General features: G+C 42.0%; 17 protein-coding genes. 16 read left to right on the top strand and 1 reads right to left on the bottom strand.

The features are described 5' to 3' along the window. Positions 1–71 precede the first annotated feature (71 nt). From E2R51_RS05010 to spoVM, 6 genes are all read left to right on the top strand, one after another. Positions 72–830, top strand: a complete 759-nt coding sequence (locus E2R51_RS05010; RefSeq protein WP_133375919.1) for a Stp1/IreP family PP2C-type Ser/Thr phosphatase — start codon at positions 72–74, stop codon at positions 828–830. Then, on the top strand, positions 827–2,845 hold the full coding sequence (gene pknB / locus E2R51_RS05005; RefSeq protein ID WP_133375918.1) for a Stk1 family PASTA domain-containing Ser/Thr kinase: 2,019 nt from the start codon (positions 827–829) through the stop codon (positions 2,843–2,845). Before E2R51_RS05010 ends, pknB begins: the two co-directional genes overlap by 4 nt. 20 nt (positions 2,846–2,865) lie before the next feature. Then, complete coding sequence (rsgA, locus tag E2R51_RS05000; RefSeq protein ID WP_133375917.1) at positions 2,866–3,747, top strand: ribosome small subunit-dependent GTPase A; 882 nt, start codon at positions 2,866–2,868, stop codon at positions 3,745–3,747. 1 nt (position 3,748) lies between these two features. After that, positions 3,749–4,405, top strand: a complete 657-nt coding sequence (rpe, locus tag E2R51_RS04995) for a ribulose-phosphate 3-epimerase (protein ID WP_133375916.1) — start codon at positions 3,749–3,751, stop codon at positions 4,403–4,405. Positions 4,406–4,516: 111 nt separating this feature from the next. Beyond that, positions 4,517–5,161, top strand: a complete 645-nt coding sequence (locus E2R51_RS04990; protein ID WP_165967143.1) for a thiamine diphosphokinase — start codon at positions 4,517–4,519, stop codon at positions 5,159–5,161. A 12-nt stretch (positions 5,162–5,173) separates the two neighbouring features. After that, positions 5,174–5,272: a stage V sporulation protein SpoVM gene (gene spoVM / locus E2R51_RS04985; protein ID WP_240732956.1), complete on the top strand. Its 99-nt coding sequence runs from the start codon at positions 5,174–5,176 to the stop codon at positions 5,270–5,272. A 60-nt stretch (positions 5,273–5,332) separates the two neighbouring features. Here the strand turns inward: spoVM and rpmB are convergent, their stop codons facing one another. Further along, positions 5,333–5,521, bottom strand: a complete 189-nt coding sequence (gene rpmB, locus E2R51_RS04980; RefSeq protein ID WP_039808810.1) for a 50S ribosomal protein L28 — start codon at positions 5,519–5,521, stop codon at positions 5,333–5,335. A gap of 438 nt (positions 5,522–5,959) precedes the next feature. Here rpmB and E2R51_RS04975 point away from each other — a divergent pair, with 438 nt between their 5' ends. The 10 genes from E2R51_RS04975 to acpP all read left to right on the top strand — a co-directional run bounded on the left by E2R51_RS04975 (position 5,960) and on the right by acpP (position 15,414). Then, positions 5,960–6,322 (top strand): Asp23/Gls24 family envelope stress response protein, encoded by a 363-nt coding sequence (locus tag E2R51_RS04975; protein WP_133375914.1) that lies wholly within the window; start codon positions 5,960–5,962, stop codon positions 6,320–6,322. A 16-nt stretch (positions 6,323–6,338) separates the two neighbouring features. Next, a complete protein-coding gene (locus E2R51_RS04970) occupies positions 6,339–8,009 on the top strand; it encodes a DAK2 domain-containing protein (RefSeq protein WP_133375913.1) in 1,671 nt (556 codons plus the stop codon). 117 nt (positions 8,010–8,126) lie between these two features. Next, entirely contained in the window at positions 8,127–8,789 is a 663-nt protein-coding gene (gene sdaAB, locus E2R51_RS04965) for an L-serine ammonia-lyase, iron-sulfur-dependent subunit beta (RefSeq protein ID WP_133375912.1), read from the top strand. 54 nt (positions 8,790–8,843) lie between these two features. Further along, positions 8,844–9,731 carry an L-serine ammonia-lyase, iron-sulfur-dependent, subunit alpha gene (sdaAA, locus tag E2R51_RS04960; protein ID WP_133375911.1) on the top strand — a complete coding sequence of 296 codons (888 nt, stop codon included), beginning with the start codon at positions 8,844–8,846 and terminating at the stop codon, positions 9,729–9,731. After that, the gene (gene recG / locus E2R51_RS04955) at positions 9,703–11,775 is read left to right on the top strand and encodes an ATP-dependent DNA helicase RecG (protein ID WP_240732955.1); all 2,073 of its coding nucleotides are present in this window, start codon (positions 9,703–9,705) and stop codon (positions 11,773–11,775) included. The genes sdaAA and recG overlap by 29 nt, the downstream gene beginning before the upstream one ends. A 78-nt stretch (positions 11,776–11,853) precedes the next feature. Then, on the top strand, positions 11,854–12,429 hold the full coding sequence (gene fapR / locus E2R51_RS04950) for a transcription factor FapR (RefSeq protein WP_133375910.1): 576 nt from the start codon (positions 11,854–11,856) through the stop codon (positions 12,427–12,429). Position 12,430: 1 nt separating this feature from the next. Then, positions 12,431–13,423, top strand: coding sequence for a phosphate acyltransferase PlsX (plsX, locus tag E2R51_RS04945; protein WP_133375909.1), 993 nt, complete (start codon positions 12,431–12,433; stop codon positions 13,421–13,423). 4 nt (positions 13,424–13,427) lie between these two features. After that, entirely contained in the window at positions 13,428–14,375 is a 948-nt protein-coding gene (fabD, locus tag E2R51_RS04940; protein WP_133375908.1) for an ACP S-malonyltransferase, read from the top strand. Continuing rightward, positions 14,372–15,115 carry a 3-oxoacyl-[acyl-carrier-protein] reductase gene (fabG, locus tag E2R51_RS04935; RefSeq protein WP_133375907.1) on the top strand — a complete coding sequence of 248 codons (744 nt, stop codon included), beginning with the start codon at positions 14,372–14,374 and terminating at the stop codon, positions 15,113–15,115. Before fabD ends, fabG begins: the two co-directional genes overlap by 4 nt. Before the next feature lie 77 nt (positions 15,116–15,192). Continuing rightward, on the top strand, positions 15,193–15,414 hold the full coding sequence (gene acpP / locus E2R51_RS04930; RefSeq protein WP_483299915.1) for an acyl carrier protein: 222 nt from the start codon (positions 15,193–15,195) through the stop codon (positions 15,412–15,414). Positions 15,415–15,453 lie beyond the last annotated feature (39 nt).

The raw sequence follows: 15,453 nt of genomic DNA, 5'->3' as shown, positions 1-15,453 counted from the left end.
ATCCAAAAATGAAATTTACCGAAAAACAGCCGCCATGTGACTATGAGTGTAAAAAGGACGAGGTGACGTAAGTGCAGTTTGCGTTTGTTAGCGATCAAGGTAAAGTTCGTCGTTTAAATGAAGATGCAGGAGGAGTTTTCCTGCATCCTCAAGGGCATATTTTAGCAGTTGTAGCTGATGGTATGGGCGGACATCGTGCAGGGGATGTGGCGAGCTCAATGGCTGTCGAAAAAATTGAAAATCTTTGGATGGCTGCACCTATCATTTCTAAGCCTACAGATGCTGAAAAATGGTTAATTGCAAGTATTGAAGAAATTAATCATGACTTAAATGTTCATGCAGCACAGTATCCAGACTGTGAAGGAATGGGAACCACAATTGTTGTGGCGATTTGTACCCAGGAATTTGTTACGCTTGGAAATGTTGGTGACAGCAGAGGCTACATAGTTGCTGAAAAGCGTATCCGACAGGTTACGGAAGATCATTCATTTGTTAATGCGCTGGTTCAATCAGGAGAAATCTCGGAAAGTGATGCAGAGCATCATCCGAAAAAGAACTGGCTTCTAAAGTCACTGGGGGCGAAAGGTCCAGTAAAACCATCGATTACCACGATCACTGTAGATCATGGAAATATTGTTTTTCTATGCTCAGACGGCATGTCTAACAAGATTACCGAACAGAGGCTGATGGAAATACTTTTAGACAAGAGCCCAATGGAAGAACGCGCCAGGCAATTGGTGAACATAGCAAATGAAAATGGCGGAGAAGATAATATCACAATCGCGATGGTGGAGTATTTGCCGGTCGGAGAAAGTGAGGAAATCAAATGATGATCGGAAAACGGTTAAACGGTCGTTATAAAATTCTTCGCGCTATTGGCGGCGGCGGTATGGCTAATGTATTTCTTGCTCATGACATGATATTGGACCGCGATGTTGCAGTGAAAATACTGCGGCTGGATTATGTCAATGAAAATGATTTAATGAAACGTTTTCAACGGGAAGCCCAGTCTGCTACAAGCTTAACGCATCCCAATATTGTCAGCATGTACGACGTTGGCGATGAAGATGAAAACTATTATCTTGTGATGGAATATGTTGAAGGAATGACATTAAAAGAATACATTCAACAGAACTCTCCCGTTTCACTTGATAATGCAATAAAAATTATGTCCCAGCTCACTTCAGCCATATCACATGCTCATCATAATGGAATCATCCACCGTGATATAAAACCGCAAAACATACTGGTTGATACAAAAGGTGATATAAAGATAACAGACTTTGGCATTGCTATGGCATTAAGCGCTACATCCATCACTCAGACAAACTCGGTCATGGGAACCGTCCACTATCTTTCACCGGAGCAGGCACGGGGTGGGGTGGCTACAAAAAAATCTGATATTTATTCACTAGGCATTGTAATGTTTGAGTTGATTACCGGCAGGCTTCCATTTGAAGGTGAATCTGCTGTCTCAATCGCGTTAAAGCATCTGCAATCAGAAATTCCGCCGCCATCAAAGTGGAGTGCGAATCTGCCTCAGAGTGTGGAAAATGTGATTTTAAAGTCAACCACAAAGGACGCATTTTACCGCTATTCAACGGTTGATGAAATGCATGAGGATTTAAAATCAGTTCTAGATGAGGACCGCTTTAATGAACCTAAATTCATGGTGGAGCCTGATAACGATGCCACAAGAGCAATCCCTATTATCAAACCTGACCGGAATATTTCCAGTAAAACAGATACACAGATACGCACTGATAAAACAAAAAAGGCGATACCGTCTGCGGCACCTCCTGAAAAAACAATAAAAAAAGAAAAGAAAAAGAAAAAGAAATGGCCGTGGATTGTAACTCTTGTTCTTCTTTTGATGCTCGTAGGTACAACCGCAATGGCTGCACTTGGTATGTTTGGGCCTGCCAGGGTAGCCGTTCCGGACCTTGTGGGCGAATCTCTTTCAGATGGAGAAGATATACTCGAGCAAAACGGATTGCTATTAGGAGATATTACGTATGAACCAAATGAGGAAGTGCCTAAAGATGTTATCCTCAAAACAACGCCTAAAGCTACACGGAATGTAGATGAAGGAGAGCCTGTGAACGTTGTAGTCAGCAGCGGCAAGGCAACCATTGAATTGGATGACTACACGGACAAACTGTATGAAGACGTACAATCCCTAATACAAAATCTGAAATTTGATAATGTAAGAATTGAAGAAGTTTTTGATGATTCACCTAGGGGGACAATCATTGATCAGAGTCCAGAAGCAGGCGCGGAGCTGGTGCCAAGTGAGACGACCCTCGAATTAACGATAAGCCAGGGAGAAGAAATGGCAGCAGTCGAAAATCTGATTGGGATGTCTCCACAGGAAATAGCAGATTTTGAAGCCAGAACAGAGCTGACCGTAAATACGACCAGGGAAGAATATTCTTCAGAGCTGCCTGAAGGAGCAGTTATCTCACAGGATCCTGCAGAAGGTACCGAGCTTTCACTTGGAGACCAGGTTAACGTTGTGGTTTCACTTGGAGAAAGACCACTACCGGTAAGTAATGTGGTTGTCCCTGTGGTCATTGAATATCTGGAGAAAGAAGAAGAGGCTCCTCCTGAAGAAGGAGAAAGTCCTCCTGAGGTTCCGGGGGATCCAGTTCCTCAAAATATTCAGATCTTCATTGAAGACAAAGACAATGATATTTCTGAACCCTACGAGGAATTTACTATTACAGAATCGACTGAACGCACGATTCCGCTTAAAATTGAGCCAGGCGAAACAGGCGCTTATAAAGTGCTCAGGGATGGCGAGGTTATTTTAGAAAATGAAATAGCTTACAACGAAAACCAATAAATACCATAAGGAGAGATCCAATGCCCGAAGGTAAAATTATGAAAGCTTTAAGCGGCTTTTACTACGTGAAAGATCAGGAAAGAGTAGTCCAATGCAGGGGAAGAGGCGTTTTTCGCAAACAAAAGATTACACCTTTAGTTGGGGACTATGTTGATTATCAGGCAGAAAATGACAAGGAAGGCTACGTTCTCGATATAAAGGAGCGTAAAAATGAGCTGGTCCGGCCGCCAATTGCAAACGTAGATCAGGCAGTGCTTGTTTTTTCAGCAGTTGAACCGGATTTCAGCACTTCGCTTCTTGATCGGTTTCTGGTACTGGTAGAAAGTCATTTAATAAACCCTTTGATCTGTATTTCCAAAATGGATTTGCTAACAGAAGAACAAACGATAAAGATCAAGCATTATGCTGAGCAATATGAACAATTTGGCTACACTGTTTTACTATCCTCTGCCAAATGGGAAGATGGAATGGATACCCTTCTTCCCTATCTGGAAGATAAGATCACAGTATTTGCCGGGCAGTCAGGAGTGGGGAAATCTTCGATATTAAATGCCCTGCGCCCGGATTTACACTTGAAAACAGATGAAATTTCTTCATCATTGGGCCGAGGGAAACACACAACCAGGCATGTTGAATTATTGTCTATTGGAACGGGCTTTGTAGCCGATACACCAGGTTTCAGTGCATTGGAATTTACCGATCTGGAATTAGAAAGTTTGCCGAAATGCTTTCCGGAAATGGTTGAAATCGGAGAAGACTGCAAGTTCCGCGGATGTCTCCACATGAATGAACCAAAATGTGCAGTAAAAAAAGCGGTGGAAAACAAGCTTATACCCAACTACCGTTATCAGCATTATCAGCAATTTTATGAAGAAATTAAATCAAGAAAGCCGAGGTATTAAAATGGTAAAAATCGCACCATCTATCTTATCAGCTGATTTTTCAAGGCTTGGAGATGAGATACGTGAAGTTGAAAGAGCGGGAGCAGATTATATTCACATTGACGTAATGGATGGACATTTTGTTCCAAATATCACATTGGGTTCACTTGTTGTTGATGCCATTCGTCCGGTTACTTCGCTTGTGCTTGATGTTCATCTGATGATCGATCAGCCTGAACGCTATATTCAACAGTTTGCAAATGCAGGTTCTGACATTATATCCGTTCATGTTGAAGCTACAAAACATCTGCATCGTACTATACAATTAATTAAAAGCTCAGGAGTAAAAGCCGGAGTGGTGGTGAATCCGCATACGCCGGTTGATGCAATTAAGCATGTACTTAATGATGTGGATTTGGTTTTGATCATGACGGTTAATCCGGGTTTTGGCGGACAATCATTTATTCCTTCCATGGTTGATAAAATAGAAGAACTCAATCTTATTAAAAGAAATAATAATTTGCATTTTGAAATTGAAGTTGATGGCGGTATCAATGAAGAAACCGTGAGTGCTTGTGTTCAGGCCGGAGCAGACGTCGTTGTAGCCGGATCTGCTGTATATGGTAAACAGGACCGGGCAGCAGCCATTAAATTAATTCGTTCGAGCGCAAAAGCCTAATCAAAACCTCACTTGTGATAAACAAGTGAGGTTTTAGTTTACATAATTATATTATTTTCTAATTTATGAATAGATGGCTTCCCGGCACATAAAGTAGAAGGAGTGGTATTGTTGATTTATTTAGTAGGTGGAGCAGATGTAAACAAGCAATGGCTTAAGTCATTAGACCATAAAAATGCGATATGGGTGGGGGTGGATCGCGGAACTCAGACACTGTTAGATGCAGGCATTAGGGTTGACCGGGCATTTGGTGATTTTGACTCTGTATCAGCTGTTGAACTGGAATTCATCCGATCGGTCGTGCAGTCTGTTGAAACGGCAAATGCTGAGAAAAATGAAACAGATCTGGAACTGGCATTAAATTGGGCTATCGAGCAGCAATCAGATATTAAAATTCTCGGAGCAACGGGTGGAAGGCTGGATCACTTTATGGGAAATCTCCAGCTTCTATCATCAGAAAAAGCGCTTAATTACACCCGCTTAATAGAAATTGAGGATGAACAAAATAGGATACGCATGTTGAAAGCAGGGAAGTGGAAAGTCGAGAATTGTGAAGATTTTCAGTACTTATCGTTTATCCCTATGACTAATGAAGTAGAAGGGCTTTCTCTAACAGGCGTTAAGTACACATTAACAAATTATAATGCAGTATTTGGGAGCACCCGGACAATAAGCAATGAAATTATTGAACCAATTGCGTCTATTTCTTTTAGTACAGGCATACTTATGATGGTAAGAAGTAAGGACAAAAGTTGATCCTTAGTCGGAATGGGGGAGGTCCACTTGCGATTTTATTCTATAAAATTACCTAGAGTGCTTGGTGGAATTGTGAAAGCGATGCTGGGAGCTTTTAAAAAGAACGCGTAACATAAATAAGAAGGGGAGCTGATCATATCAGCTCCCCTTCTTATTATGTTAAATCCATTATTATACGCGTTCCACTTTACCGGATTTCAATGCTCGTGCAGAAACCCATACGCGCTTAGGCTTACCGTCAACAAGAATACGAACTTTTTGAAGGTTAGCGCCCCATGTACGCTTGTTAGCGTTCATAGCGTGGGAGCGAGCGTTGCCTGAACGAGTCTTACGACCAGTTACAACACACTGTTTCGCCATTTAATTCCCCTCCTCACAAATGAAGCTGAAAACAATCTGTTTCAATCTTTCACTTAGTCAATCACACCTTAATTAATTTACCACACCTACTTTCATTATGCAATAAAAATTAAGAGCCCTATCAAGTTTTTTTCCTTTACATATTAAGTGCTTTTGGAGGCGTTCAGCGGCGACAGGCATAAGACGCGGTGCCAATCAGGCGCTTTATGCCTGAATGGCAGCGTGGCTTATGACCCCAGGCGCTGCCTCCAAGAGCCGGATAGCCAAATTAACTACAGGGCGAAGCGGACATCAGGGGAGTCGCAGGCGCAAAAATGTGATAACTTTAATGGATGTTTGCCCGCGCCAATGCTGATGTTTGCCGGTTTAGCTTTTAAAACCGCTGATTGTATAGTAAAATGACTTTAGCCAAGACAGTATCCAAAGGGGGAGCAATGCATGTCTATTGAATTAACGACAAAGTTTGGACAAATTGATATCTCAAACGAAGTGATCGCAATGGTTGCTGGCGGGGCGGCGATTGAATGTTACGGGATCGTAGGAATGGCGTCCAAGCATCAGATCAGAGATGGTTTAACAGATATCCTTCGTCGTGAAAATTTCACACGAGGCGTGATTGTTCGTCAGGAAAACGATAAGGTTTACATCGACATGTATATTGTGGTCAGCTATGGAACAAAGATTTCTGAGGTGGCACACAATGTTCAATCAACAGTGAAGTATACATTGGACAAAACTGTCGGGCTTTCAGTTGAGTCCGTCAATATATATGTTCAGGGAGTTCGGGTAACACACCCGTAATGAGGAGGAAAGTTTCGTGTCAATTAAAGAGTTAAATGGAAGGCAATTTGCCGAAATGGTGTTACAAGGGGCAACCAATTTGTCCAATAATGCGGATACGGTAGATGCTTTAAATGTATTTCCTGTGCCTGATGGAGATACCGGTACAAATATGAACTTATCCATGACAAGTGGATCAAAAGAAGTTAAAGCAAATGTAACAGATCACCTTGGCAAAGTTTCGACGGCTCTTTCAAAAGGGCTGCTGATGGGTGCCCGGGGAAATTCAGGCGTCATTTTATCACAGCTTTTCCGAGGATTTGGAAAAACAATTGAAACGAAAAGCGTCCTAAATACGCTTGAATTCGCCCAGGCTCTTGATGCCGGTGTTGCATCTGCCTATAAAGCTGTAATGAAACCAGTTGAAGGAACGATTTTAACGGTGGCTAAAGATGCAGCAAAAAAAGCATTGGAAGTTGCAGAGAAGGAAACGGACTTTGTTATATTTATGGAGGAAGTTTTAAAGGAAGCGAAGGCTTCTTTAAAAAGAACACCTGATCTGCTGCCGGTGCTTAAAGAAGTGGGAGTAGTTGATAGCGGCGGACAGGGTCTTGTCCACGTGTATGAAGGCTTCCTTGCTGAACTCAAAGGTGAAAAGATTGATAATTCTCCTGTAACGCCATCTATGGATGATCTGGTCAGCGCAGAGCATCATATCGGTGTTCAGGGATATATGAATACAGAGGATATTGAGTTTGGTTACTGTACTGAATTTATGGTAAGTCTTGAAAATGATAACTCCGGGAAAACATTTGATGAAACTGTATTCCGAAATGAATTAAGTGAGCTTGGAGATTCTCTGCTTGTTATTTCTGATGAAGAAATGGCTAAGGTTCATATTCATACAGAGCAGCCTGGCGAAGCACTTTCCTATGGACAGCGCTACGGCAGCCTGATCAAAATCAAAATTGAAAATATGCGTGAACAACATACAGAGATTGTTGGGGCTAAGCATCGAGCTGAAGGTAAAAGTGAGTCCCCTAAGGAAAAACAGGAATTTGCTGTTATTACAGTTTCGATGGGAGAAGGCATTGCTGAACTGTTTAAGAGCATCGGGGCAACCAATGTGATTGAAGGCGGCCAGACAATGAACCCCAGCACTGAAGACATTGTTAAGGCGATTGAAGAAGCAAATGCTGAAAAAGTTATTATCCTTCCAAATAACAAAAATATTATTATGGCCGCACAACAGGCAGCTGAAGTAGTAGATTTAGATGCAGTCGTGGTGCCGTCAAAAACGGTCCCTCAGGGAATGTCAGCTATTTTAGCTTTTAATCCAACGGCTTCGCTTGTTGAAAATTATGAAGGCATGAAAGAAGCCTTGAATCATGTGAAGACAGGTCAAGTCACTTTTGCTGTTCGGGATACGACAATTGATGGAATATCTATTCAAAAAGATGACCATATGGGTATAGCGGAAGGCAAGATTGTTGCAAGCGATAAAGACCGGACCTCTTCAGTTAAAAAACTGCTCGGTCAAATGATTGATGAAGAATCAGAAATCTTAACGGTTCTTTATGGCGAAGACGTGTCTGAAGAAGAAGTGCAAGAGCTTGAATCTTATATAGAAAATGAATTTGATGATGTGGAATTGGAAATTCATAACGGTAAACAACCGCTTTATTCATATATATTTGCAATTGAATAGGGATGATGATTGTATTCCTCTCTCATTAGAGAGAAAATAGAAGAGAAGGGTGAATATACCCTTCTTTTTTCTCTGTTTATAAAAATTAAGAGACCATAGACAAGGTGGTAGAACAGTTTGAAATATAAAAGCGTATTTGAAATTATTGGACCTGTAATGATTGGGCCCTCTTCTTCCCATACGGCAGGTGCAGCAAGAATTGGAAAAATGGCAAGAGAGCTATTTGGCAGGGAACCGAAATGGGCCAATATTTCTTTTTACGGATCTTTTGCTAAGACGTACAAGGGGCATGGTACTGATGTAGCTTTAATAGGCGGATTAATGGATTTTGAAACAGACGATGAACGTATTATAAATGCTTTTGAACATGCAAAAAAGAAAAAAATCAAAATTCGAATAAGAGAAGAAGAAGCTGTTACAGATCATCCTAATACTGCGCGTATTCTAATTGGAGATGACAATGGGGAAATGGAACTGGTTGGCATCTCTATTGGCGGAGGAAAAATAGAAATTATAGAATTGAATGGCTTTGAATTAAAGCTTACAGGACACCATCCGGCAATACTCGTTGTACACGATGATCGGTTCGGAGCTATTGCTGCAGTTTCAAATATTTTAGCAAGTCATAAAATTAATATTGGACATATGGATGTATCCCGAAAAGATATTGGACAAATGGCATTGATGACCATTGAAGTGGACCAGAATGTCGAGGAAGTTGTACTAAAAGAACTAAAGCAGCTCCCTGAAGTAACACAGGTAACAAGAATCGCAAATTAACTATTTAGATATAGGCAGATGATAACGCTTGCAAAGAGCGGAGGAGGAAATTATATGTTTCGGAATGTAGCGGAACTTGTGGAGATGGCTGAATCTCAAAACAAGAAAATATCAGATATTATGATTGAACAGGAAATGAAAGTGACAAATCGTTCCCGGGAGGATGTCTTAACTCAAATGGAACGCAACTTGGTGGTCATGGAAGAAGCAGTAGAAAAGGGGCTGCAGGGTGTTAAATCACATTCCGGTCTGACGGGCGGGGATGCTGTACTGATTCAAAATTACATTAAAACCGGCAAATCGCTTTCAGGCGACCTATTGTTGGATGCTGTGAGCAAGGCTGTTGCCACCAACGAAGTAAATGCTGCGATGGGCACTATATGTGCTACGCCGACGGCAGGTTCGGCAGGGGTTGTTCCGGGAACACTTTTTGCAGTTCAAAACAAACTTAACCCTTCCCGTGAAGAGAAGATACGTTTTCTATTTACATCAGGTGCGTTTGGCTTTGTTGTTGCCAATAATGCGTCTATATCGGGAGCTGCCGGCGGATGCCAGGCTGAAGTGGGGTCCGCATCGGGTATGGCAGCAGCAGCCATCGTGGAAATGGCGGGCGGAAGCCCTGCACAATGCGCTGAGGGCATGGCAATTACATTAAAAAATATGCTTGGACTTGTATGTGACCCTGTTGCAGGGCTTGTTGAGGTGCCTTGTGTGAAGAGAAATGCAATGGGAGCTGCAAATGCGATGGTTGCAGCCGATATGGCACTTGCTGGAGTCACAAGCAGAATTCCATGCGACGAAGTAATTGATGCAATGTATAAAATCGGTCAGACAATGCCTGTGGCCTTAAGGGAAACAGCTCAGGGCGGTCTTGCGGCTACTCCTACAGGACGAGAGCTGGAGGCGAAGATTTTTGGATTCGCACTTGATAAAAAAGGGTAATGAACCGCTTGGGGAATCAGTTGCAAACTTAAATGGAGTTGGTGAAGAAACCGCCCAGCAGCTAACTGACATGGGAATTGTAACGATTAACGATTTAATAAATTATCTTCCGTACAGATATGATGATTTTCGTGTAAAAGATCTTTCTGAGGCTGCTCACGAAGAACGTGTAACCATTGAAGGCAGGGTTCACAGTGAACCTGCCATTCAGTTTTTTGGAAAGAAAAAATCCAGATTAACGATTCGATTGTTGAGCGGTCCACATAGTGTGAAGGTGACTTTTTTTAATCAGCCCTACCTGAAGAAAAAAATAAATGTCCAGGATATAATAACTGTAACGGGGAAATGGGATCGTCATAGGCAAATGATAACTGCTCAAACGTTTAAGCTGGGCCCTCAGCAGGGAGAGGAAGAATTTTCTCCCGTATACCCTCTGAAAGGCGCAATGACAAACAGGGTGCTTAAGAAGCTGATTCACCAGGCATTAAACCGCTCTGAATCATTTATCATTGATCCGATCCCAATCGAATTTGTTCAGCGATACCGTTTGTTAAATCGCCGTGATGCTCTATTTGGCATGCATTTTCCTGCCAACCCGGAGGAAATGAAGCAATCCAGACGAAGATTCGTGTATGAGGAATTTTTACTTTTTCAACTTAAGATGCAGGCCTTAAGGAAAATTGAACGGGAACAGTCAAGGGGGATATCCATCTCTTATTCTGAAGATGACATAACTGCCTTTACTGCAAGGCTCCCTTTTCCATTAACTGCAGCTCAAAAGAGAGTTTTAGAGGAGATTTTCCAGGATATGCGTTCTCCGCATCGCATGAACCGTTTATTGCAAGGGGACGTAGGATCGGGTAAAACGGTTGTTGCTGCCATTGCATTGCTCGGAGCGATATCTGCAGGGTTTCAGGGAGCGCTTATGGTCCCGACAGAGATCCTTGCAGAACAGCACGCTGAATCTTTAAACCAGCTATTTTCACCTATTGGAATAACTGTCGCGTTATTAACCAGCTCCGTAAAAGGAAAGAAAAGGGCTCTTCTACTGGATCAATTGGCTCAAGGAGAGATTGATATCATGATCGGGACCCATGCGCTGATTCAGGATGAGGTGAATTTCAGAAATCTTGGACTTGTGATAACCGATGAGCAGCACCGGTTTGGAGTAAATCAGCGCAGAGTGCTGAGAGAAAAAGGAGAAAATCCTGATGTGTTGTTCATGACGGCAACACCAATTCCAAGAACCCTTGCCATTACCGTGTTTGGGGAAATGGATGTATCGATAATTGATGAAATGCCAGCAGGCAGAAAACCTATCGAGACCTATTGGGCAAAGGAAAACATGCTTGATCGGATTTTAACGTTTATGGAAAAAGAATTAAATAAAGGACGGCAGGTGTACGTCATTTGTCCGCTGATTGAAGAATCGGACAAGCTCGATGTTCAAAATGCGATTGATGTACATATGCAGCTTGAACAATTTTTTTGGGGCAGATTCTCTGTTGGCCTGATGCACGGAAGGCTTCATCCTGACGAAAAAGAAAAGGTAATGAAAGCATTCAGCGAAAATGAGTTTCATATTCTTGTTTCGACCACTGTGGTTGAGGTAGGCGTAAACGTTCCGAATGCTTCGTTAATGGTTATTTATGATGCTGAACGGTTCGGGTTATCTCAGCTTCACCAGTTAAGGGGCAGAGTTGGTCGGGGAAGCGACCAGTCCTATTGCATATTGTTGGCTGATCCTAAAAATGAAGTTGGCAAAGAGCGAATGAAAATAATGACCGAAACGAATGATGGATTTGTTCTAAGTGAAAAAGATCTGGAACTTCGGGGACCTGGAGACTTTTTTGGCCGTAAACAAAGCGGGCTTCCTGAATTTAGGGTGGCAGATATGGTTCATGATTATCGAGCTCTTGAGGTTGCAAGAGACGATGCTCATAAATTGGTTGAAAGCCAGTCGTTTTGGACAGAAGAACGATTTGAACCTCTCAGGGATCACCTGGTGGAAGAGGGCATCCTTAGTGGAAGCAAGCTTGATTAGACAGAATGCAGTTGCATTCTGTCTCTTTTCTTTATATACTCCTATTAGTACCTAGTGCTAGTAGCGGGCGGTGAAAACATGAAACTATCAAAAAAAGAGAGACAGGCCAGATTACAGCAGACCATTACAGAAACACCATTTGTAACGGATGATGATTTGGCCAGGCGGTTCCAGGTCAGTGTTCAAACAATCAGACTGGACCGGATGGAACTTTCAATTCCTGAACTTCGTGAAAGAATTAAAAATGTAGCCGAGCAAACGTTTGAAGGCGAAGTCCGGTCACTTCCAATCGACGAAGTAATCGGTGAAATTATAGATATTGAACTTGATGACAATGCTATTTCTATTTTTGATGTAAAACAGGAACATGTTTTTCAGCGAAATCAAATTATGCGCGGGCATCACCTTTTTGCTCAGGCTAATTCACTTGCGGTAGCAGTCATTAATGATGAATTAGCTCTTACTGCCAGTGCGCATATTTTATTCAGCAAGCCTGTCCAGTTGGGTGAGCGGGTGGTAGCGAAGGCGAGAGTGAGCGGCAGGGATGATCACCGCACAACTGTTGTAGTGAAATCATACGTAGAGCAAATTCTCGTTTTTAAAGGGGAATTTGAAATGTATCGTTCCACTACCCAGTTAAAGGAGGAAATATAACGTGATAATTGCAGTGGATGCTATGGGTGGAGATCATGCGCCAAAAGAAATTGTCTTGGGAGCAATAAAGGCAGTCAATGATATCCCTTCCTTAACAGTAAAACTTTTTGGTGATGAGCAAAAGATTCGTCCTTATTTAACAAATGATCGCAATATAGAAGTTATACATACTGAAAATGCCATACTGAGCACTGATGAACCGGTGAGGGCTGTACGCAGAAAAAAAGATGCATCCATGGTTCTGATGGCCCAGTCAGTAAAGGACGGCGAATCACAGGCATGTGTATCTGCTGGAAACACAGGTGCACTAATGGCTGCTGGACTATTTGTTGTCGGCAGGATTAAAGGCATTGAAAGACCGGCATTAGCCCCAACCCTTCCAACAATTGATGGAAAAGGGTTTGTAATGATGGACTTGGGAGCCAATGCTGATGCAAAACCTGAGCATCTTGTTCAATATGCTCTTATGGGAAGCATCTATGCTGAAAAAGTCCGAGGTATTACCCGTCCCACTGTCGGCCTTTTAAATATTGGAACAGAAGAAGGGAAAGGCAACGAACTAACGAAGGCGGCTTTTACTTTACTGAAAGAATCAGATGTTAATTTTATTGGGAATGTAGAATCAAGAGACCTCTTAAACGGGGCAGCTGATGTTGTCGTAACTGATGGCTTTACGGGAAATATGGTGTTAAAAACACTTGAAGGCACAGCACAGGCATTATTTGGTATGCTAAAAGATACGTTTACGTCTTCAGTAAAAGCTAAGATTGCTGCAGGTCTTATTCAAAATGATTTAAAAGCTGTGAAAAATAAGATGGATTATACCGAATACGGCGGCGCTGCATTGTTCGGACTTGAAGCTCCTGTGATAAAAGCACATGGCTCATCAAATGAAAATGCAATTTTTAATGCGATTAAACAAGCGAACAGTATGGCAGAACAGCAAGTAGGGTTATTAATTTCCCAATCATTAAATAGACAATCAAAGGAGTAGAAGTATGGCTAAAATTGCATTTATATTTCCCGGACAGGGATCTCAAACTGTTGGAATGGGTCAGGAGCTTGCTGGAAATTATGATTCAGCAAAAAAAATCTTTCAATTGGCAGATAAAAGTCTGGATGACAGTCTTCAAGCATTAATGTTTGAAGGGCCGCAGGAGGAATTGACAAAAACAGCTAATGCGCAGCCTGCACTGTTAACTGCGAGCACAGCAATATTATCCGTTCTCCTTGAGCAGGGCATTCATGCTGATTATGTTGCTGGTCATAGTCTAGGTGAATATTCTGCATTGGTTGCAGCCGAAGCAATTAGTTTTGAAGATGCTGTACGGACAGTAAGAAAAAGAGGCGAATTAATGGAAGAAGCTGTTCCAAATGGCCAGGGAAAGATGGCAGCAATTCTTGGCATGGATCGTGAACCGTTAAAGAGAGTAACCGACGAAGTGACCGAAAACGGCTTTCCAGTTCAATTAGCGAATTTAAACTGTCCGGGACAAATTGTTATCTCCGGATCTGCTGAGGGTGTTGAGAAAGCGTCTGAGCTTGCTAAGGAAAATGGCGCTAAACGCTGTCTTCCGTTAAATGTAAGCGGACCTTTCCACTCCAGCTTAATGAAGCCCGCAGCCAATAAATTTGAAGATGTTCTTTCGTCTGTTACGATAAAAGACGCTGCGATTCCCGTTGTAGCAAATGTAACGGCTGATCCCATATTTGATTCAATCAAAATACAGAAACTGCTGGTTGCGCAATTATATTCGCCCGTTTTATGGGAAGATACAATTGTAAAACTGCTTGATTTAGGCGTAGATACATTTGTGGAAATAGGACCCGGAAAAGTTCTTTCCGGATTGGTGAAAAAAATTAACCGCCGGGCTGTAACACTCCCTGTTTTTGATGAGGAATCACTTCAAGCAGCTGTTAAGGCGTTAAAGGGGGAAGTAAGATGAAGTTAGAAGGAAAAGTAGCATTGGTAACGGGAGCTTCAAGAGGTATTGGCAGAGAAATTGCACTGGAGCTTGCAAAAAACGGTGCAGATGTTGCTATAAATTACAGCGGCAGCAAAGAAAAGGCTGAAAGTGTTGCTAAAGAAGTAGAGGAGCTTGGCAGGAAAGCTTTTGTCATTCAAGCGAATGTCGGGGATTCTGAGCAGGTTCAGCAAATGATTAAAGAAACAATAACCCGCTTTGACAAAATTGATATTTTAATCAATAATGCTGGTGTGACCAGGGATAACCTTCTTATGAGAATGAAAGATGATGAGTGGGATGATGTGATGAATATTAACCTGAAAGGGGTATTCTTAACAACAAAGGCTGTCTCAAGAAGCATGATGAAACAGCGAAGCGGACGAATTATCAATATTTCTTCGATCGTAGGTGTCACAGGAAACCCTGGCCAGTCTAACTATGTTGCCTCCAAAGCCGGAGTCATCGGACTGACAAAAACAGCAGCAAAAGAGTTATCCTCAAGAGGAATCACCGTCAACGCAGTCGCTCCAGGCTTTATCGAAACGGATATGACTGATAAACTAACGGAAGATATCCAAAATGAAATGAGAAAACAAATTCCGCTGGCACGCTTTGGCAAGCCGGAAGACGTGGCGAAAGTCGTTGTTTTCTTAAGCGGTGATGATGCATCGTATATGACAGGACAAACCCTGCATGTTGATGGCGGAATGGTAATGTAAATTCATAAGCAATAGTTTATTTACATGCTGTTTTCAATTATACTAATTGAAGGGAGGTGAAGAACGTGGCAGAAGTTATGGATCGTGTAACAAAAATCATCGTTGATCGCTTAGGCGTTGATGAGTCCGAAGTTAAGCTTGAAGCTTCATTTAAAGAAGATCTTGGTGCTGATTCACTTGATGTAGTAGAATTGGTAATGGAGCTTGAAGATGAATTTGATATGGTTATCTCTGATGAAGATGCAGAAAAAATTGGTACAGTTGGTGATGCAGTTAATTACATAGAAGCTAAAGTGTAATAAATTCATCCAGCCAAGATGATCTTTTTTGACCAGTTA

The organism is Jeotgalibacillus sp. S-D1 (assembly GCF_004358665.1).
Taxonomy (GTDB): domain Bacteria; phylum Bacillota; class Bacilli; order Bacillales; family Jeotgalibacillaceae; genus Jeotgalibacillus.
Note: the sequence above shows the minus strand (reverse complement) of the source record. Positions and strands in the feature narration are given on the sequence as shown.

Excerpts from the sequence above, each read along its gene's own strand:
- fapR (WP_133375910.1), top strand. The coding sequence starts at position 11,854 with ATGAAACTATCAAAAAAAGAGAGACAGGCCAGATTACAGCAGACCATT.
- rpe (WP_133375916.1), top strand. The coding sequence starts at position 3,749 with ATGGTAAAAATCGCACCATCTATCTTATCAGCTGATTTTTCAAGGCTT.
- pknB (WP_133375918.1), top strand. The coding sequence starts at position 827 with ATGATGATCGGAAAACGGTTAAACGGTCGTTATAAAATTCTTCGCGCT.
- rpmB (WP_039808810.1), bottom strand. The coding sequence starts at position 5,521 with ATGGCGAAACAGTGTGTTGTAACTGGTCGTAAGACTCGTTCAGGCAAC.
- sdaAA (WP_133375911.1), top strand. The coding sequence starts at position 8,844 with ATGTTTCGGAATGTAGCGGAACTTGTGGAGATGGCTGAATCTCAAAAC.
- E2R51_RS04975 (WP_133375914.1), top strand. The coding sequence starts at position 5,960 with ATGTCTATTGAATTAACGACAAAGTTTGGACAAATTGATATCTCAAAC.
- rsgA (WP_133375917.1), top strand. The coding sequence starts at position 2,866 with ATGCCCGAAGGTAAAATTATGAAAGCTTTAAGCGGCTTTTACTACGTG.
- fabD (WP_133375908.1), top strand. The coding sequence starts at position 13,428 with ATGGCTAAAATTGCATTTATATTTCCCGGACAGGGATCTCAAACTGTT.
- spoVM (WP_240732956.1), top strand. The coding sequence starts at position 5,174 with ATGGGGGAGGTCCACTTGCGATTTTATTCTATAAAATTACCTAGAGTG.
- acpP (WP_483299915.1), top strand. The coding sequence starts at position 15,193 with ATGGATCGTGTAACAAAAATCATCGTTGATCGCTTAGGCGTTGATGAG.
- fabG (WP_133375907.1), top strand. The coding sequence starts at position 14,372 with ATGAAGTTAGAAGGAAAAGTAGCATTGGTAACGGGAGCTTCAAGAGGT.